Origin of the sequence: Streptomyces sp. NA02950 (genome assembly GCF_013364155.1) — a bacterium.
GTDB lineage: Bacteria > Actinomycetota > Actinomycetes > Streptomycetales > Streptomycetaceae > Streptomyces.
Genome location: NZ_CP054916.1, coordinates 4,675,828 through 4,694,260, shown reverse-complemented (window position 1 = coordinate 4,694,260; position 18,433 = coordinate 4,675,828). Strand labels below are relative to the sequence as shown.

General features: G+C 70.9%; 19 protein-coding genes and 1 riboswitch. Of the genes, 11 read left to right on the top strand and 8 right to left on the bottom strand.

The window, feature by feature from the left end; genetic code table 11:
* Positions 1-341 precede the first annotated feature (341 nt).
* From HUT19_RS20470 to HUT19_RS20455, 4 genes are all read left to right on the top strand, one after another.
* Positions 342-1,442 carry a LacI family DNA-binding transcriptional regulator gene (locus HUT19_RS20470; RefSeq protein WP_176181862.1) on the top strand — a complete coding sequence of 367 codons (1,101 nt, stop codon included), beginning with the start codon at positions 342-344 and terminating at the stop codon, positions 1,440-1,442.
* Positions 1,443-1,658: 216 nt separating this feature from the next.
* On the top strand, positions 1,659-2,894 hold the full coding sequence (locus tag HUT19_RS20465; protein WP_254885672.1) for a metallophosphoesterase: 1,236 nt from the start codon (positions 1,659-1,661) through the stop codon (positions 2,892-2,894).
* A gap of 191 nt (positions 2,895-3,085) precedes the next feature.
* The gene (locus HUT19_RS20460) at positions 3,086-3,937 is read left to right on the top strand and encodes a hypothetical protein (RefSeq protein WP_176181860.1); all 852 of its coding nucleotides are present in this window, start codon (positions 3,086-3,088) and stop codon (positions 3,935-3,937) included.
* 226 nt (positions 3,938-4,163) lie between these two features.
* Positions 4,164-4,865: a type 1 glutamine amidotransferase domain-containing protein gene (locus HUT19_RS20455; protein ID WP_176181859.1), complete on the top strand. Its 702-nt coding sequence runs from the start codon at positions 4,164-4,166 to the stop codon at positions 4,863-4,865.
* Here HUT19_RS20455 and HUT19_RS20450 read toward each other — a convergent pair.
* A complete protein-coding gene (locus HUT19_RS20450; protein ID WP_176181858.1) occupies positions 4,843-5,355 on the bottom strand; it encodes a helix-turn-helix domain-containing protein in 513 nt (170 codons plus the stop codon). The genes HUT19_RS20455 and HUT19_RS20450 overlap by 23 nt on opposite strands.
* On the opposite strand from HUT19_RS20450, the gene HUT19_RS20445 reads away from it, so the two are divergent.
* Positions 5,356-5,763, top strand: a complete 408-nt coding sequence (locus HUT19_RS20445) for a DUF4440 domain-containing protein (protein ID WP_176181857.1) — start codon at positions 5,356-5,358, stop codon at positions 5,761-5,763.
* Between the two features lie 63 nt (positions 5,764-5,826).
* Here HUT19_RS20445 and thiC read toward each other — a convergent pair whose 3' ends face one another.
* Positions 5,827-7,593 carry a phosphomethylpyrimidine synthase ThiC gene (thiC, locus tag HUT19_RS20440; protein WP_176181856.1) on the bottom strand — a complete coding sequence of 589 codons (1,767 nt, stop codon included), beginning with the start codon at positions 7,591-7,593 and terminating at the stop codon, positions 5,827-5,829.
* Positions 7,586-7,702: riboswitch (TPP riboswitch) on the bottom strand. Its footprint overlaps the gene before it by 8 nt.
* A 79-nt stretch (positions 7,703-7,781) precedes the next feature.
* Between thiC and HUT19_RS20435 the strand changes: the two genes are divergently transcribed.
* Positions 7,782-9,305, top strand: a complete 1,524-nt coding sequence (locus HUT19_RS20435; RefSeq protein ID WP_176181855.1) for a YibE/F family protein — start codon at positions 7,782-7,784, stop codon at positions 9,303-9,305.
* An 83-nt stretch (positions 9,306-9,388) separates the two neighbouring features.
* Here HUT19_RS20435 and HUT19_RS20430 read toward each other — a convergent pair whose 3' ends face one another.
* The 3 genes from HUT19_RS20430 to HUT19_RS20420 form a co-directional block, all read right to left on the bottom strand.
* On the bottom strand, positions 9,389-9,826 hold the full coding sequence (locus tag HUT19_RS20430) for an SsgA family sporulation/cell division regulator (protein WP_176181854.1): 438 nt from the start codon (positions 9,824-9,826) through the stop codon (positions 9,389-9,391).
* A 456-nt stretch (positions 9,827-10,282) separates the two neighbouring features.
* A complete protein-coding gene (locus HUT19_RS20425; protein WP_176181853.1) occupies positions 10,283-10,522 on the bottom strand; it encodes a DUF5326 family protein in 240 nt (79 codons plus the stop codon).
* A 140-nt stretch (positions 10,523-10,662) separates the two neighbouring features.
* Entirely contained in the window at positions 10,663-10,980 is a 318-nt protein-coding gene (locus tag HUT19_RS20420; RefSeq protein ID WP_176181852.1) for a cupin domain-containing protein, read from the bottom strand.
* 66 nt (positions 10,981-11,046) lie between these two features.
* Between HUT19_RS20420 and HUT19_RS20415 the strand changes: the two genes are divergently transcribed.
* The 5 genes from HUT19_RS20415 (at position 11,047) to HUT19_RS20395 (ending at position 14,829) form a co-directional block, all read left to right on the top strand.
* Entirely contained in the window at positions 11,047-11,424 is a 378-nt protein-coding gene (locus HUT19_RS20415) for a phage holin family protein (protein WP_176181851.1), read from the top strand.
* A 24-nt stretch (positions 11,425-11,448) separates the two neighbouring features.
* Entirely contained in the window at positions 11,449-12,063 is a 615-nt protein-coding gene (locus HUT19_RS20410) for a low molecular weight protein-tyrosine-phosphatase (protein ID WP_176181850.1), read from the top strand.
* A complete protein-coding gene (locus HUT19_RS20405) occupies positions 12,060-13,199 on the top strand; it encodes a cystathionine gamma-lyase (RefSeq protein ID WP_176181849.1) in 1,140 nt (379 codons plus the stop codon). Before HUT19_RS20410 ends, HUT19_RS20405 begins: the two co-directional genes overlap by 4 nt.
* A gap of 196 nt (positions 13,200-13,395) precedes the next feature.
* On the top strand, positions 13,396-14,292 hold the full coding sequence (locus HUT19_RS20400) for a LysR family transcriptional regulator (RefSeq protein ID WP_176181848.1): 897 nt from the start codon (positions 13,396-13,398) through the stop codon (positions 14,290-14,292).
* Positions 14,293-14,334: 42 nt separating this feature from the next.
* On the top strand, positions 14,335-14,829 hold the full coding sequence (locus HUT19_RS20395; protein WP_176181847.1) for an NUDIX domain-containing protein: 495 nt from the start codon (positions 14,335-14,337) through the stop codon (positions 14,827-14,829).
* Positions 14,830-14,857: 28 nt separating this feature from the next.
* Here the strand turns inward: HUT19_RS20395 and HUT19_RS20390 are convergent, their stop codons facing one another.
* From HUT19_RS20390 to HUT19_RS20380, 3 genes are all read right to left on the bottom strand, one after another.
* Positions 14,858-15,676 (bottom strand): pyridoxamine 5'-phosphate oxidase family protein, encoded by an 819-nt coding sequence (locus tag HUT19_RS20390; protein WP_176187093.1) that lies wholly within the window; start codon positions 15,674-15,676, stop codon positions 14,858-14,860.
* Between the two features lie 200 nt (positions 15,677-15,876).
* Complete coding sequence (locus tag HUT19_RS20385; protein WP_176181846.1) at positions 15,877-17,427, bottom strand: globin domain-containing protein; 1,551 nt, start codon at positions 17,425-17,427, stop codon at positions 15,877-15,879.
* Positions 17,428-17,782: 355 nt separating this feature from the next.
* Positions 17,783-18,415 (bottom strand): HAD family phosphatase, encoded by a 633-nt coding sequence (locus tag HUT19_RS20380; protein ID WP_176181845.1) that lies wholly within the window; start codon positions 18,413-18,415, stop codon positions 17,783-17,785.
* Positions 18,416-18,433 lie beyond the last annotated feature (18 nt).

Sequence of the window (18,433 nt, the reverse complement as noted above, 5' to 3'; positions counted from 1 at the left end):
ACACCTTATGAGGATTCCCCCGTCTCGCGTACCCGCCGGAACGGCCCGCGTACCCGCCGCCCGAGCCCGCGTATCTAACGGGGGGAGCGCCCCGCTTTTTCATGCGCGCCGGTGGCGAGCGCCGTGGCGCGCGTCACCCGTGAAGGTGAGTTGAGACCTCTTCGAGACATGGACCAATCAGCAGGCGTGGATATGCCAGAGGCGATTAGAACTCCTCCGAATCCCCCAACTGGCTTCACTTCCAAGGGGATTGAGGAAAGCGCTCATGCAGAAACGTGCCTTCCGAATACCGATGGCGAATTCGCGCAGACTCCCCGCGCGCGCCCTACTATCGGCTGGCCATGACAGCAGCAGGGAAGCACCAGGTGAGCCGGTCGACCGGCCGCCGGTTAGGGCGGGCGGGCATCCGGGACGTGGCCGCCGCCGCCGGGGTCTCCATCACGACCGTCTCCGACGCGCTCAACGGCAAGGGCCGGCTCCCGGACGCCACCCGCCGCCATGTCCGCGAGGTCGCCGAGCGGCTGGGCTACCGCCCGTCCGCCGCGGCCCGCACCCTCCGCACGGGCAAGTCCGGCCTCATCGGCCTGACCGTGACCACGTACGGGGATGAACCTTTCACCTTCACCGAATTCGCCTACTTCGCCGAGATGGCACGGGCCGCCACCTCCGCCGCGCTCGCCCGCGGCTACGCCCTTGTCATCCTCCCCGCCACCTCCCGTCACGACGTGTGGTCCAACGTGGCCCTCGACGGCACGGTGGTGATCGACCCCTCCGACCACGATCCCGTCGTCACCGAGCTGCTCCGCCAGGGCATCCCCGTGGTCAGCGACGGCCGCCCGGCCGGCACCCTCCCCGTCACCGCCTGGGTCGACAACGATCACGAGGCCGCCGTACTCGGCCTGCTCGACCATCTCGCGGAGGCCGGGGCGCGCCGGATCGGGCTGCTCACCGGGACCTCCACCGACACCTACACCCGGCTCTCCACCACCGCCTACCTGGACTGGTGCGAGCGCGTGGGACAGGACCCGGTCTACGAGGAGTACCCCGCGCACGACCCCTGTGCCGGGGCCGTGGCCGCCGACCGGCTGCTCGCCCGCCCCGACCGTCCCGACGCGGTCTACGGCCTCTTCGACCCCAACGGCACCGATCTGCTCGCCGCCGCCCGCCGCTACGGACTCCGCGTCCCCGAGGACCTGCTGCTGGTGTGCTGCAGTGAATCGGCGGTCTACCGGACCACCGAGCCGCCCGTCACGACCCTCTCACTCAAACCGCGCCGGATCGGCACCGCGGCCGTACAGTTGCTGATCGACGCCATCGAGGGGGTCGGCACCGACCACCCCCTGGAACAGGTCATACCCACGGAATTGATGGTGCGGAGGTCGTCACAGCGCCGTCCCCCGCGTACGACGGTCAGCGCACCGCGCAGCCGCGCCGGAGGCTGACCTGAGAGCGACTCAAGGATGACCCGAGCAGGACCTGGGGCCGATGGACTTCCCCTACCGGGCCAATCCGGGATAAAAGTCCGTCCAAGCAGGATCGAGCACCGATTGACAGCCCCCTGGTGCGTCACAAGCCCTCACGGTCATTCCTATGATGGGCGGACGACACCGCGGACCGCCGTCGACCAGGCAAGGTCCACAAGGTGGCACGGCGGCGCGATGGTGGAGGGGTCGATGACTCAGGGGGCCGGTCTGGAAGCCACGGCAGGGACCACGGCGGCGATCCCGCCCGTGCCCGCGTACGGGACGTCCACGCCCGGGGCCCAGGCGCCCGTGCCATCGCCGCCCGCGTCCCCGCCATCGGTGCCCGTGGCGCAGGCGCGCGTGCCGCGGAGCGCGTCACCGGCGCCCGGGGCACCCTCCGCGCCCGTCTCCCCGGCGCCCGCGCCCACTCCGCCCACGCCGCCCGCCCAGGCGCCGCCGCGCGAGTACACGCCGACCGAGCGGCTGCCCGTCATGGGCCCGGGCCACACCGTCCCGGACACCCCGCTGGTCCCCCCGCAGGACCGTCCGACCGTGGCGTTCACCCCGGTGCCCGAGCCCGAGGAGGGGCCGCTCGCCGAGGGCGGGGGGCCCGGCCCGCTGTACGTCGTGGGCGATGTCCACGGCTACTACGACGAGCTGCGCGAGGCACTCGCCGCCGAGGGCCTGATCGACGCCAAGGGCAACTGGTCCGCGGGCAACACCCGGCTGTGGTTCCTCGGTGACTTCACCGACCGCGGCCCGGACGGCATCGGGGTCATCGACCTCGTCATGCAGCTCTCCGCCGAGGCCGCCGCCGCCGGGGGCTACTGCAAGGCGCTGATGGGCAATCACGAGCTGCTGCTGATCGGGGCCAAACGGTTCGGGGACACCCCCGTCAACTCCGGTGCGGGCACCGCCTCCTTCCAGGCCGCCTGGCTGCTCAACGGCGGCCAGCGCAGCGACATGGAGCGGCTGGAGGACCACCACCTCCAGTGGATGTCCCGGCTGGACGCGATGGCCGAGGAGGACGGCCATCTGCTCGTCCACTCCGACACCACCGCCTATCTGGAGTACGGCGACTCGATCGAGGCGGTCAACGACACCGTGACCGAGACGCTCCAGCGCAGTGACGCCGACGAGTGCTGGGACCTGTTCCGCAAGTTCACCAAGCGGTTCGCGTTCCGGGACGAGGACGCCGGTCCGACGGCCGTCCGCGAACTGCTCGACGCCTACGGCGGGCAGCGCATCGTCCACGGCCACAGTCCGATTCCGTATCTGCTCGGCGAGGTCGGCTCGGAGGACGACGAGGACGGCGGCGCACCCGTCGTCGAAGGGCCGCACGTCTATGCCGACCAGCTCGCCGTGGCCATGGACGGCGGCGTCACAATGGCCGGAAAACTGCTGGTTGTGCAACTTCCGCTGGACGACTGAGGGTTCAGCGAACGCTTTCGTGGGCAGGTAGAGAGTTTCACCGGCGCGGGAGCAATTCGCGAAACTTGCTGTCACCCCGCGCCGGATCGGCTCTACCATCGGCTTATCCGTCGCAGGCTCTCCTCCGTTTCCGCCCGACTGCCCGGTGAAAGCCGGGCTTCAAGGCCTTACGGAGTATCGGGGGATGCACCATGACAAGCGCTCCGCACCTGCTGACCGAGGACCGCCCGGAGTTCGAGCGCGTTCTCGACGAGGCGCTGCGTACCGCGGACCTTCATCCGGACCTCACCGGCACGGGACGGCTGACCGCCGACCAGCTGCGCACGATGGCGCTCAGCGCCTCGACCGCCATCGCGGCGTGCGCCGCGCCGGAGTACCAGGACTTCGTGGAGGCGCGCGCCCGGCTGCGCGAGCCCGCCCCGCCCCTTCCGCTTTCCGGAGGAGTGGGGACGGCGGCGGATGAGGAGGGTCCGGTGGGCCTCGCCGGGGCCGTGCAGGACGCCGCGGGGGCGGGGCTGGTGGCCATGCTCGCCGTGCTGGCCCCGGTGCTCGCCGGGACGGCCGCGATCATCTTTCTGCTCGTCGGCTATGTGCTGAGCGTGCTGGACCCCGAACCCTCCATCGCCCACCCCATGGTCACCGCGGGCTGGTTCTTCGCCGCGCTCGCCGCGGCGGCCATGCTGATCGCCGCCGTCGGTCTGCTGCTGACCGCGCTGCGCAACGGCTCCAGCGCGATAAGGGGCGGGGCGCGCAGTGAGCAGATGGAGGAGATGGACCGGGCGAAGGAGGTGTGGCGACGGGCCCTGATGGAGCGTGGTGTGCTGCCGTTCCTGAGCGAGGCGCTGGCGAATCCGTCGGCCCCCGCACCGGCCTCCGGGGCCTACGTCCCCAGCAGGTCGGAGGCGGTCGGCCGGACCCCGCACCTGGGGTACAGCCGCCCCGGTTTCAGTACGGACGACGAGGGGCCCAAGGCCCGCCCGCGCTACAGCAGCCCGGACTACAGCAGCCCGGACTACGGCGGCCCGGAGCACCAGCCCGACTAGGCGGGCTCGACGGACCTCACTTCCAAGGCCCTCCGATGGCCCTGGCCCCCTCGGGCGGGCTCCGGCCCGGCTGAGGGGGCGGGCCGGATGCGGACACGGTTCCAGCATGACCCCGTCCCACCGCACCGGCCACCCGGCCGCGTTGCCGCCCGAATCCGCCCGGTCTAGGCTCGAATTGACCAAAAGGTGCACCTCGATCGATGACATCGGCAAGAGGGGCGATGGGATGCCTGCGACGAAGAAGATCCTGGTCGTCGTCACCAATGTCGACGAATACGAGAAGACCGGGATGCGGACGGGGCTGTGGCTCGGGGAGCTGACCCATTTCTGGGACGTCGCCGAGCGGGGCGGCTACAGCATGGACATCGCGAGCCCGTCCGGCGGGAAGGTTCCGATCGACCCGGAGAGCCTTTCCCATGAGGCGCTGAACGAACTGGGCACCGGCAAGCACTATGCGGACCGGGCGTACATGGATCAGCTCGAGGACACCAAGAAGATCTCCCAGGTGGACCTGGAGGACTACGACGCCATCTACCTCACCGGCGGCCACGGGGTCATGTTCGACTTCCCGCAGAGCCAGGACCTGGAGGACCTGATGGCGCGGTTCTACGAGACCGGCCGGGTGGTCTCGACCGTCTGCCACGGTGCGACCGGGCTGCTCAATGTGGTGCTGAGCGATGGGGAACCCCTGGTCAAGGGACGGCGGGTGACCGGCTTCTCCTGGCCGGAGGAGGAGCTGGCGCAGCGGGCCGACGCCGTCCCGTACAGCCTCCAGGAGGAGTTGAAGAAGCTCGGCGCCGACTACAGCACGGCCGCGGAGCCGTTCGACACCTATGTGGTCGAGGACGAACGGCTGATCACCGGTCAGAACCCGGGCAGCGCACGGGCGGTGGCCGAGGCGGTGGTCAACCGGCTGGCGACCGCCTGACCGGCGGAGGACCGGACGGCGGCGGTGCGGCGGCGGAGGCCAGCCGCAGCAGGGTCTCCCCCGTGGCGTACAGCTCGATCAGCAGGGGGCGCAGCGCCCGGCCCGCCTCGGTCAGCGCCCAGCGGGTGCGCACCGGGAAGCCGCGCTGTCGCTCCACCGCCACCAGACCGCGTTCCCGCAGGGCGCGGAGTCGGTCGCTGAGCACCTTGGCGGACAGCTCCGGCAGCAGGGCCCGCAGCTCGGTGAAGCCGCGCGGCCCGCCCATCAGCTCGCGGAGCAGCAGGGTCGTCCAGCGCCCCGAAATCGCCGCGAGCGCGGCCTCGACCGGGCAGTCCGGCTCGGGCCGGCGGGTGCGGCCGGACGAGCTCGGCACCAGGTCGCCGTCCCAGTCGTCCCCGTCGTCGCCGTCGTCGCCGTCGTCGCCGTCGTACCCGTCGGCGGAATGGCTTTCTCCTTGGTGACCCACGTCGGCGGCGGCTAGGCTGACCATATGACACATTCCCCCCGTGTGCGGCTGGCGACCGAGGCCGCCGGTCATCCCCATGCCTTCGCCGAAGCCTTCAACACCTTCGACCCCGAGGCCCTCGACCAGGTCTACGAACCGGACGCGGGTTTTGTCCCCGAGCCGGGCCGTATGCTCACCGGGGCCGAACGGCTGCGCGCCAGCGAGGAGTTCCTGCGGCTGCGGGTGCCGATCCGGGTCACCCCCCGCCACACCTACACCGTCGGCGACCTCGCCCTCCTGATCATGGACTGGACCGTGGAGGGCACCGCGGCCGACGGCAGCGAGGTCCGTATCGAGGGCACCGCGACCGATGTCGCCCGCCGCGGCCCCGACGGCTACTGGCGCTACGCCCTCGACATCCCCTTCGGCACGGCCCCCGCCGCACCCTCCTGACCCGGAAGCCCACCGCCGAGCGGCCCCGGCCCTGATCGGGGCCGCTCGGCGGGGCCGCCGGGGTCAGTCCGCGATCGGCAGATAGACGCGGTTGCCCGCTTCGGCGAACTCACGGGACTTCTGGAGCATCCCCGCCTCGATCTCCTCGCTGGAGCCGCCGTCCGTCCCGAAGCGCTCGGAGATGTCCCTGCTGATCTTCATCGAGCAGAACTTCGGTCCGCACATCGAGCAGAAGTGGGCCGTTTTCGCGGGTTCGGCCGGGAGCGTCTCGTCGTGGAAGGAGCGCGCGGTGTCCGGGTCGAGGGCCAGGTTGAACTGGTCCTCCCAGCGGAACTCGAACCGTGCGTCGGACAGTGCGTCGTCCCACTCCTGGGCGCCCGGGTGGCCCTTGGCCAGATCGGCGGCGTGCGCGGCGATCTTGTAGGTGATCACGCCGGTCTTGACGTCGTCGCGGTCCGGCAGGCCCAGATGCTCCTTGGGGGTGACGTAGCAGAGCATCGCCGTGCCCCACCAGGCGATCATCGCCGCGCCGATGCCCGAGGTGATGTGGTCGTAGGCGGGGGCGATGTCCGTGGTGAGCGGGCCCAGGGTGTAGAAGGGCGCCTCCTCGCAGATCTCCTGCTGGAGGTCGACATTCTCCTTGATCTTGTGCATCGGGACATGGCCCGGGCCTTCGATCATGGTCTGGACGCCGTGCTCCTTGGCGATCCGGTTGAGCTCACCGAGGGTGCGCAACTCGGCGAACTGCGCCTCGTCGTTGGCGTCCGCGATCGACCCCGGACGCAGTCCGTCGCCCAGCGAGTAGGTGACGTCATAGGCCGCGAGGATCTCGCAGAGCTCCTCGAAGTGCGTGTAGAGGAAGCTCTCCTTGTGGTGGGCCAGACACCACGCCGCCATGATCGAGCCGCCGCGCGAGACGATGCCGGTCTTGCGGCGGGCGGTCAGCGGTACGTAGGGCAGCCGGACGCCCGCGTGCACCGTCATGTAGTCGACGCCCTGCTCGGCCTGCTCGATGACCGTGTCCTTGTAGATCTCCCAGGTCAGCTCCTCGGCCTTGCCGTCGACCTTCTCCAGGGCCTGGTAGAGCGGCACGGTGCCGATGGGGACGGGGGAGTTGCGCAGCACCCACTCACGGGTGGTGTGGATATTGCGGCCGGTGGACAGGTCCATGACCGTGTCGGCGCCCCAGCGGGTCGCCCAGGTCATCTTCTCGACCTCCTCCTCGATGGAGGAGGTGACGGCGGAGTTGCCGATGTTGGCGTTGACCTTCACCAGGAATCGCTTACCGATGATCATCGGCTCGATCTCCGGGTGGTTGACGTTGGCGGGCAGGACGGCCCGGCCCGCCGCGATCTCCTCCCGGACCACCTCGGGGGAGACGTTCTCGCGCACCGCCACGTATTCCATCTCGGCCGTGATCTCGCCCCGCCGGGCGTAGGCGAGTTGGGTGACCGGGGCACCGTCCCGGCCGCGGCGCGGCTGGCGCGGACGGCCGGGGAAGACCGCGTCGAGATTGCGCAACCCGCCCCGGGGCGAGGTGTGTTTGAGCCCGTCGTCCTCGGGGCGGACCGGACGTCCCGGGTACTCCTCGGTGTCGCCGCGGGCGACGATCCAGTTCTGCCGCAGCGGGGCCAGCCCGCGGCGGACGTCGGTGTCGATCTGGGGGTCGGTGTACGGGCCGGAGGTGTCGTAGAGCGTCACATCGCGGCCATTGGTGAGGTGCACCCGGCGGACCGGGACCTGGATGTCCGGGCGGGAACCCGTGACATATCCCTTGTGCCACCCGATGTCGGTGGCGTTCTCGCGCATGCGTGCATCCTGCTGAGTCATGAGACCCACTCCCTACGCCGGCATTACCCGGTAACAGGTTCAGCGGTCGGCGCAGCTGTCGCGTCAGCGCCCTCTCAGCCCGGTGCTCCGAGCTCCCGCGTTTGCAAAGGTGCCCCCACGCTAACGGTTCTCCGGCGGAACTGAACAGGGGGGCCGTTCCTCTCCCGGCGACTTGCGATGATGCAGGCGTGACCTCCACGCCTCAGCACCCCCCGGCCGGACGGGACAGCACGCCCGGACCGCCGCCCGCCCACGAGCACCACGACGACGGCCGTCACGACAGCCGTCACGACAGCCACGGCCATGCACACGGCACTGGCCACGGCCACGGTCATGGGCACGGCCACGGCCCGGCCACCCCCGTCTCCGCCCGCCTCCGCAAGGTCATCGCGGCGGTGCTCATCCCCTTCGCCGTGGCCGTGACCGCCGGGCTGATCGTGCTCTGGCCGGGCGGCACTCCCGACCACTCGGCGGCGCAGCGCAGCGGACTCGGCTTCGATCAACAGACCGTCTCCGGACGGGTGGTGAAGGTCGAGGAGGTCAACTGCGCGGACGTGGGCGCCCAGCCGCAGCAGCCCAGCGAACCGGGGCAGGGCGGCGCGGCGCGGAACGGGAGCGGCGGCGGCGCGGGAGGCGGGAAGGGCCGCTGTGAGAGGGCCACCGTCGAGGTCACCTCGGGCAAGGACAAAGGCCGCCAATTCCCCGAAATCATCCAGCCCAACGCCTCACGGAAGCTCAGCGCCGGACAGGAACTGAAGCTGGCGTACGCGCCCAAGGCGCCAAAGAACCTCCAGTACTCCGTCTCCGACGTCGACCGGTCGATGCCGATGGCACTGCTCGCCGGGCTCTTCGCCCTCGCCGTGGTGGCGGTCGGACGGCTGCGCGGGGTCTTCGCGCTGGTGGCGCTGGCCATCAGCTTCGGAGTGCTGACGCTGTTCATCCTCCCGGCGATCCTCCAGGGCTCCAATCCGCTGGTGGTCGCGGTCATCGGGGGCAGCGCGATCATGCTGCTCGCGCTGTATATGTGCCACGGGCTGACGGCCCGGACATCCGTGGCCGTCCTCGGCACCCTGGTCTCCCTGCTGCTGATCGGCGTGCTGGGTTCGGTGTTCATCGGCTGGGCGAGTCTGACCGGCAACACCGACGACCAGACCGGTCTGGTGCACGGCCTCTATCCGGACATCGAGATAAGGGGACTGCTGCTGGCGGGCGTCATCATCGGCTCGCTCGGGGTGCTGGACGATGTGACGGTCACCCAGACCTCGGCGGTGTGGGAGCTGAGGGACGCGGACCCCACGGCCGGCCGGCGGAAGCTCTACGCGGCGGCGATGCGTATCGGGCGGGACCACATCGCGTCCGTCGTCAACACGCTGGTGCTGGCCTACGCGGGCGCGTCGCTTCCGCTGCTGCTGCTGTTCTCGATCGCGGACAGCGGTGTGGGGACGGTGGCGACGAGCGAGATCGTCGCGGAGGAGATCGTACGGACGCTCGTGGGCAGCATCGGGCTCGTCGCCTCGGTGCCGGTGACCACGGCGCTGGCCGTGCTCGTGGTCTCCGCGGACCGCACACCGCTGGGCTCGGCGCCGCGCGGAGGTCTCGCGGGCCGGGCGGACCGGGCGACCGGGGCGGACCGGGCGGAGGTGCCGGGCCAGCCGGGGCCGCGCGGCGGCCGGGGCGGGCGCGGAAAGCGCCGCCGGGCGCGGACGCGTTGAGCCTCGGGGCACAGGAACTCCCCCTACCAAACGGGCATATCTGGCGTATCCGAACCTACGGGGCGCACCGGGCCGCCGCCCCGCTATCCCGCGTACCGGTCCTCGGCGAGGATGCGGTCCAGCTCCGCGTCGAGGTCACCGACCGGATCGCAGGCCTTGGGCTCCTCGCCGAACGGGACCAGCCGGTCCGTACGGTCCAGGAAGGCCACCAGCGGAGCGGCTCCGGCCCGGAACAGGGCCCGCTCACTGCCCACTTGGAGTCGGATGAAGACGTCCGAGAGGCCCTCGGGCGCGGCGGGCGCGATCCGCACATCGCCCTCGCCGGTGGGTCCGCTCAGCCCGTCCAGCAGCAGTTCACGGGCGAACGCCCAGCTCACAGGGGCGTCACCGGGCAGATGGAAGGTGATCTCCACCGCGTACGGATCGCCGCTGTCATAGGACAGCTCCACCGGGATCCGGAAGGAGAGGTCCTGCGAGACCAGGAAGGTCATCGTCACTTCCGCCTGGACTGTGTCACGCATGTCACGCATCGTTCGCCGCCCCGAGTTGTTTGCGAGTGGCCAGGTGTGAGCCGATCGGCAGGGAGTTGAAGGCTTGGCCGACTCTGGAGCGTAGCGACTCGATTGCGGGGCGGAGTCGGTTTGCCTCATGTGAGGGAACGGAAATGGCCAGTGTTGCCATGGCGGAGGAAGAGCGCGGACCCGCGGAGGCGGTCCGCCGGAGCGGCGCGGGCGGGCGATCGCGCTTGTCACGCCGGTCCGGGCGACACCGGGCCGGAGCGCGGGAGTTCGGGGCCGGCTCACCGGCCGTATCGATGTTCGCTGTCGTCAACAGGCACCCCCGGGGTGTGTTGCGAGGCAGACGCCGAGTGAAGAACGCCGAGGACTCGCACTCTAACGGGAGGGGTGCCACGTGGCCGGTGTCCGCCCCGCGGTGTCCCTCGCGCGGCGTACCCGCGCGAACTCACCCGCGGCGGCTCACCAGTCGCCGCGGGAGGACGAGGAGGAGCTGAACTTCCGCACCAGGTAGATCAGACCGGCGACCAGCGCCACCAGCAGCAGCAGCTTGAAGACGAGCTCGACGACGAAACCGACCACGGTGATGATCAGGCCGCCGAACACGGCCAGGACGAGAACCGGTATCGCGATCCAGGTCACCCACCACGGCAAGCCCTGGAATACGCCCTTCGTGGTCACGCTGATCCCTGCTTTCCTCATGAGCCCGGCCGGTCCTCGGTCCGGTCGCCGTCGGCCGGGTTTGCCCTGTCCTCGATGCTAGGGCGGGACGGAAGCCCGCGGAGCGTCCGCGTCCCCCGTCCTCCCCTGAGCAGACCCCTACGGGACCCCGGGCCCGCGCCTCAGCTCTCAGGCGGAGAGAACACCACCATGACCCGCAGGTCCTCGGTGATGTGGTGGAACTTGTGGGCCACCCCCGCCGGTACATAGACCACGCTGCCGCGCGCCACCTGGGTCGTCTCCATCCCCACCGTGATCGACGCCCGGCCGCTCAGCACGAGGTAGACCTCGTCCTGGGCGTGCGGCGACTGCGGATCGCTCTGGCCCGCTTCCAGCGCGTACAGCCCCACGGACATGTTCCGCTCCCGCAGGAACTGCAGATACGCACCGTCGTTCGCGGCCCGCTCCGCCTCCAGCTCATCCAGCCGGAACGCCTTCATCTGTCTCTCCACCCCTGCCTGCCGGGCCCCTGACTGTTGCGGGGCCTGTCTGCGACGATCTCAACCATGAAGAATTTTCTCGTCAAGACACTCGCGAACGCCGGTGCCCTCGGCGTCGCCATCTGGCTGCTCAAGGACATCACGCTCACCGGTGACAACACCGGCCGCAAGACGATCACGCTCATCCTCGTCGCCCTGGTGTTCGGCGTGGTGAACGTGGTGGTGAAGCCGATCGTCAAGGTGCTGGCGTTCCCGCTGTTCATCCTGACCCTCGGGCTGATCACCCTGGTGATCAACGCCCTGATGCTGCTGCTGACCTCCTGGGTGGCCGGAAAACTGGATCTGACCTTCCATGTCGAAGGCTTCGGCACCGCCGTACTCGGTGGCCTGATCATTTCCATAGTCGCCTGGGCGCTCCACATGGTGCTGCCCGACGACGACTGATCACGGCCGAGGATGATGGGAGGCATGAGAGTTGCGCCGCCCTATCGTGTCTGCTTTGTCTGCACCGGCAACATATGCCGCTCGCCGATGGCCGAATCCGTCTTCCGCGCCCATGCCCGGGAGGCCGGGCTCGACGGCCGGGTCGAGGTGGACAGCGCCGGCACCGGCGCTTGGCACGAGGGCGACGGGGCCGACCACCGCACCGTCGCGGCACTCACCGCCCACGGGTATGAGCAGGATCACATCGCGCGGCAGTTCCGGGCCGAGTGGTTCCACCGCCTCGACCTGGTGATCGCCCTGGACAACGGCCACCTGCATGAGCTGCGCGCCCTGGCCCCGACCCCGCGCGACGCCGCCAAGGTGCGGCTGCTGCGCGGCTACGACCCGGACGCGGATCCGGAGGCCCCGGGCGGGCTCGATGTACCGGACCCCTACTTCGGCGGGACGGACGACTTCGAGGAGTGCATGGAAATGGTCGAGGCCGCGAGCGGCGGACTGCTGGAGGCGGTCACCGAGGCCCTCGCCGCCGCGGAGACCACCGCGGAGAGTGCCGCGCAGGCAGCCACGGAGACAGCCGCCGAGCCGAACACGACCGGCGGGCCGGGCGCCGAGCCCGCCGCCGGGAAGGAGACCGTATGACCAGCGACGGCACCCGCGCCGTACGCGCCGGGCTGCCCGAGGCCGAGGCGTACGAGCCGGCGCTGCCGGGCCCGGTCTTCGCGGCCCACTACCACCTGCCCGGCGACGCCACCGGCCCGTACACCTACGGCCGGGACGCCAACCCCACCTGGACCGCGCTGGAGGGGGCGATCACCGAGCTGGAGTCCCCGGGCTCCGGAGCCGAGTCGGTCGCCTTCGCCTCCGGCATGGGCGCGATCTCGGCCGTCCTGCTGTCCCGGCTGCGCCAGGGCGACACGGCCGTCCTGCCGTCCGACGGTTATCAGCTGCTGCCCGCGCTCATCGAGCGACTGGAGGGCTACGGCATCGCGGTGCGCACCGCGCCCACCGGGAACGACGCCCAGCTGGCCGCCCTGGACGACAGCGTGAAGCTGCTGTGGCTGGAGACCCCGTCCAACCCGGGCCTGGACGTCTGCGACATCCGCCGCCTCGCCGACGCCGCCCATGCGCACGGCGCGCTGGTGGCCGTCGACAACACCCTCGCCACCCCGCTCGGCCAGCGCCCCCTGGAGCTCGGCGCGGACTTCTCCGTCGCCAGCGGCACCAAGGCACTCACCGGTCACGGCGATGTGCTGCTCGGCTACGTCACCTGCCGCGACCCGGAGATCGCCGCCTCGGTGCGCGCGTGGCGCAAGACGGTCGGCGCGATCCCGGGCCCCATGGAGGCATGGCTCGCGCACCGCTCGCTGGCCACCCTCCAGCTGCGGGTGGACCGGCAGGCCGCGACGGCCCTCGCCCTCGCCGAGGCGCTGGGCGGCCGCCCCGAGATCACCGGACTGCGCCACCCCGGACTGCCGGACGACCCGGCGCACCGGGTGGCGGCGGCGCAGATGCGCGGCGGGCGCTTCGGCTGTGTGGTCTCCTTCTCCCTCCCGGACAAGGCGCACGCGGAGCGCTTTCTGTCCGGGCTGCGGCTGGTGGACGACGCGACCAGCTTCGGCGGGGTGCGCTCCACGGCGGAGCGACGGGGGCGGTGGGGCGGCGACGCGGTTCCGGAGGGCTTCATCCGCTTCTCGGTGGGCGTGGAGGACCCGGCCGATCTGATCACCGATGTGCTGCGCGCGCTCGACGGGGCCCGCACCCCGGTGAGTGGCTGAAAGACGATGGGTACGCCTGTGCGGGCGTCTCAAGCCTCCCCCCTCGTGGCTTGAGACGCCCCGGTGCTCCGCATGGAGAACCGCTCGATTAAGGCTAGTTGACTCAGCGTCAGTGTCCAATCACAGTAGCGACATGGACCTATCGGCATATTTATAGTTGTCATACGGCGGAGGTGCGTCGAGGCGAGGGGAACGCATGGATCTGGCCCTCTTACGCACATTCGTCATGGTGCACCGGGCCGGGTCGTTCACCCGTGCCGCCGGACTGCTCGGGCTCTCCCAGCCCGCCGTCACCGGCCAGATCCGCACCCTGGAGAGACAGCTCGGCCGCCCGCTCTTCCTGCGTACCGCGCGCGGCGTCGTCCCCACCACCGTCGGCGACGAGCTGGCCCACAAGGTCGCCCCGCATCTCGACGCGCTCCTGGAGATCACCGAGGCGGGCCTCGACGACACCTCTCCCCTGCGCACCCTGCACCTCGCGGGACCACCGGAGTTCACCGCGCTGCGCGCCCTGCCCGCGCTCACCGCGCTCGTCGCCCAGGGGCTCGCCGTGCGGTGTGCCTTCGGCAGCACCGAGGAGTTGTTCGAGGGGCTCAGCGCCGGCCACCACGATCTGGCCATCGCCACCTCCCGGCCGCGCGGGCGGCTGCTGGAGGCCGCGCCGCTGTGCGACGAGGAGCATGTGCTGATCGCGTCCCCGCGCTGGGCCGCCCGGCTCGGCGGTCCCGCCGTGATCCAGGTCAAGGGCGCCGGTGCGCTGGAGGCGCTGCCGGTGGTCGAGGTGCACGAGAGCCTGCCCCTGGTCACCCGCTACTGGTCGACCGTCTTCGACACCCGGCCGGTCACCTCCGGCACGATCATCGCACCCGATCTGCGGGCCGTGCTCACCTGTGTCGCGCGCGGCGCCGGGCTCGGCGTCCTGCCCCGCTATCTGTGCATGGACGCGCTGGACACCGGTGAGGTCGTGGCGCTGCTCAACCCGCCGGTGCCCCCGCTGCGCACCTATTTCCTGGCGGTACGGACCGGGGCGCTCGCGCTGCCGCACATCGCCAAGGCGTACGAGTGGCTGCTGCGCTCCGCTGTCGACTGGTGAGTACCTGGTTTCATCGAAGGACAGCTGCGGCAGATGTCCTGCATGACCGAACGACCCGTGGTCAAGCGCACCGCCCGTGCCATCCTCCTCGACGGCGACATCGACCCCCGAATGGTTCTGATCAAGCGGACCAAGCCCGGTCGGGCGCCGTACTGGATCACTCCCGGCGGCGGTGTGGAGCCCGAGGACACCACCGTCGTCGACGCCCTGCACCGCGAGGTGGACGAGGAGCTGGGCGCGAAGGTGACGGATGTGGTGCCCGCGTTCGTCGACACCGTCCCCTACCCCGGTGAGGGCGAGGAGGGCCCGGAGGGCGTGAAGGTGCAGCACTTCTTCGTCTGCCGGCTGGCCTCGATGGACCTGTCGCGGCGGCACGGCCCGGAAGTGGACGAGCCCCGCGGGGAGTACGAGGTGGTGCGCATCCCCTTCACCCGCGACGGCATCGCCTCGGTCGAGGTGGTGCCGCCGTCGCTGCGCGCCTATCTCGACGCCAACATCGAAGGGGTGCTGGCACTGCTCGCCGACGACCTCGGCTGAGTCCGTACGCCCGCGGCCGCCCCTGCCGCTAGCGGAACCACCCGCCGAACGGCTGCTGGCCGCCCGCGTGCGCCGCCCGCTGCTGCGCCTCCGCGAGCACCCGCTCGGCCTCCTCGCGCCATGCCTCGGGGCGCGACGGCTCCGGAGCTCCGTCCGCCGCCGCCCGCTGCCGGACCGGCCAGGACACCGGGCTGCGGCGTCCCTCGCGCGCCTCCGCCGCGGCACCGAAGAAGTCGCCGCCCTTGCGTTTGACGTCATCCGTGCCCCAGGCCCGCTCCTGACCGGGGTCGGCACCCTGGTCCCCGTCCCGGTCCCGGCCCGGGTCGCGGCCTTGGTCGCGGATGCCGCCGCGCCGCTGGGCGGGCACCTTCTGGAGGTGGGGGATGTGCTTGGCGCAGTGGATGTACGCCTCCTCCACCGTCACCTCGACCCACACCACGGCCCGCCGCCCCGGCACCGGGTCGACCGGCAGGTCGGGGTGGTCCGCGCGCATCTCGGTGTCCCGCACCACCCGGGCCCGGCCGTTGACGTGGAGGCCGATCCGGTCCCGGAGGAAGTCGATCATGAGGATGCCGAGGTGCGGGTTCTCCTCGATGTTGCCGAGGCTGGCGAGCACCCCGTTCCCCCGGTATTCGGGGTAGGCCACGGTGCGCTCGTCGATCACCCGCAGGAACCCGGGCGGCCCGGCCCGGAAGGTGCTGTCGCACTCCCCGTGCCGGTCGGCGGTGGCCAGGAAGAACATCTCCTGACGGCCGATGAACTCCCGCATCCGGACGTTGAGGTGGTCGAGCACCTGCTCGTCGTAGAAGCGGTCGGCGCGGTCGGCCGTGCCCAGACGCGCCTGCAACAGGTGTTCACCGTCGCTGCCCGGACGTCCGGTGCGGCCTGGGCGCTCCTCGCTGTCCACCGTTCCTCGTCCCCGTTCCCGATCGCCGTTGATCGTCGCTTGACCCTTGGATTCCTGACCGTTGAGTGCCGGCTGCCGGTATCTGGCTGGTGGGGTTCCCGGCCGTCGTTCCGGCCCGTTCCGCCCGTCCCGCCCGATTCCTAACCTCCCGCCGCCACCAGTTCCTCGAGCGAGTCGTGTCGTATCCGGTGGGGCGGGATGCCGACGCCCCGCAACGCGTCGACACCGCTGCGGATCATCCCGGGCGGCCCGGAGAGATACGCGTCGAACGCGCCCCACGGGCCGTACTGCCGCACGGCGTCCGGGAGTCTGCCGCTGAGTCCGTTGGTCGGTCCGTCGGAGACGACCGGGCGGACCGAGAGCCAGGGGTGCGTCTGCGACAGCCGCAGCATGGTGTCGATGTCGTAGAGATCGCGATCGTTGCGGGCGCCGTAGAAGACCTCGACCGTCCGCTGGCGGCCGTGCTCGGCGACGTCCTCGACCATCGCCTTGATCGGCGCGATCCCGGTGCCGCCACCGAGGCAGAGCAGCCCGTTGTCGCTGGTGTGGTCCACCGTCATCGACCCGGTGGGCGGGCCGAGCCGGATCACATCGCCGGGGCGGGCCCGGTTCACCAGCGCGGACGACACCCACCCGGCCGGAACCGCCTTGATGTGGAAGGAGAGCAGTCCGTCGGAGCGCGGCGCGGCGGCGAACGAGTAGTGCCGCCACACCCGCGGCCACCACGGCGTCTCCACCGAGGTGTACTGGCCCGCGAGAAAGGGGTACGGCTGGTCCGGCCGGACGGTCAGCACGGCGATGTCGGAGGTGCGCCGCTCATGGTCGACCACTTCGGCCTCCCACCACGGCGGCGCCTTCCGCTCGTCCTCCGCCGCCGCGTCGATCATGATCTGGGAGATCGCGGTGTAGGCGCGCACCCACGCCGCCTCGGTCTCCGCGCTCCAGGAATTCACCGCGTAGCGGGTGAGCGCACCGATCAGGCACTCGCCGACCGCCGGGTAGTGCTCGGGCTGGGTGCCGTACTTACGGTGTCCGCGGCCGAGTCCGGCGAGGTACTCGGAGAGCACATCGGCGTCGTCGACGAGCTGGGCGGAGGTCAGCAGGGCCCTGAAGAGCCGGTCGCGCTGGGCGTCCATGGCGGCGGGGAACAGCGGCCGCAGCTCCGGGTGCTGGACGAAGAGCAGCGCGTAGAAGTAGGCGGTGACCTTCTCGCTCACCGGCTCGATCTCGGCCATCGTGCGGCGCAGCAGGATCGCGTCGGGAGAGGCGCCCTCGGGCGCGGTGAAGGCGGAGCCGGGGGCCGGGCGGACGTTCTCTGGGGCGGCCGTCTCGTCGGGGCGCTGGTGCTCCTCGCGCCGAGTGGCGGCCGGGGCCGCGGGGACCGCGTCGGCGGGCGGACCGGGCTCGGCGGGCGGGGCGGAAGGGGCCGCGGGGGGCGCCGGGGGCTGGGGGCGGCGTCCGGGCCCCGTGCCGACCGGGCGTATCGGGCTCACCGGCCGCCGTGGCGGGCGCTCCTCGGCCTCCCGGTCCGGAGCGGGCCGGGACGGTGTGCCCTGGTCCGGAGCGCCGCGGCCCGGGGTGCGGGGCTGGTCCTCGGCCGGCTTCCTGCTCGGGGTGAACCAACCCCATTCGCCACTGTTTCCGCCGGAACCGTCGTTACCGGCCGACGACGTGGTGGTCGGAGCGTCCATGGTTGCCTCGCCTCGAACATCTTTCTGTCGGTCTTCGCACTCCCGCAGACGGAAAGTGCCCGCAATTCACCGCTCTGGCGCGCTGGTTCACGTGAGATTGATCCTGACGTCCCGCTCCATAACTCTCTGTCCAAGCAGCTTGCCACGCGTGTTCCCGACACCGGCAACATGCCCGAAGTCCAGTAAACAGGGACTGTGTTCCCGTTAGGCTGGTTGGCCTGGGTTGCCCGGTTGCGGCCGGTCCTGCCGCAGCGTCCTGCGCGGAACCGGACTCGACCCTACCGGGCGGCGATAAATGCACAAGCCCTCCACGTAGGGCCTCCATTACACCTGCCAACTCACGTAATACCTGTAGTTACCGTCGGTTGTCTGTCAATTCGTAAGCACCCCAGAGATCACGTCCGGTATACGCGCACGATGCGATATCGCTCACATGATGGTCGGCGTTCACCGCGACCGAGTGCGGAACCACGGTGAACAGCTCGGCGTCCGACATCGAATCGCCGTAGGCCACACAGTCGGCCCTGGTCAATCGGAACTTCGCGCACAGTTCATCCGCGATGCGCACCTTCGCGGCCGGAGTGAGGATGCCCGCCGGGTCCAGTGGCTCCCGGAACGGCACCGACGGCCACGCCGAACCGTGCGTGGCGTCCGCACCCCACTCCAGCAGCCGTTCCACGAAGAAGCCGGGCGAGAGCGAGATCACCGCACACCGCTCGCCGCGCGCCCGGATGTCCGCCCACACCTCACGTATCCCGGTCAGCCACGGCGCCCCCTCGAAGGCCGCCGTCACCTGCTCCTCCGTCAGCTCCGCCCACAGCGCGACGGCCCGCTCCGCGAACTGCGCGGTGCTCAGCCGCCCCTCCGCGAAGGCCCGTTCCAACTCGCCGATCTCCCGCTCCAGACCGAGCTGGCGGGAGATCTCGATGGCGGCGGCCGAACCGTGGATCAGCGTCCCGTCCAGATCGAACAGATGCAGTCTGGTCATGGGAGCAGAGGGTAGGGG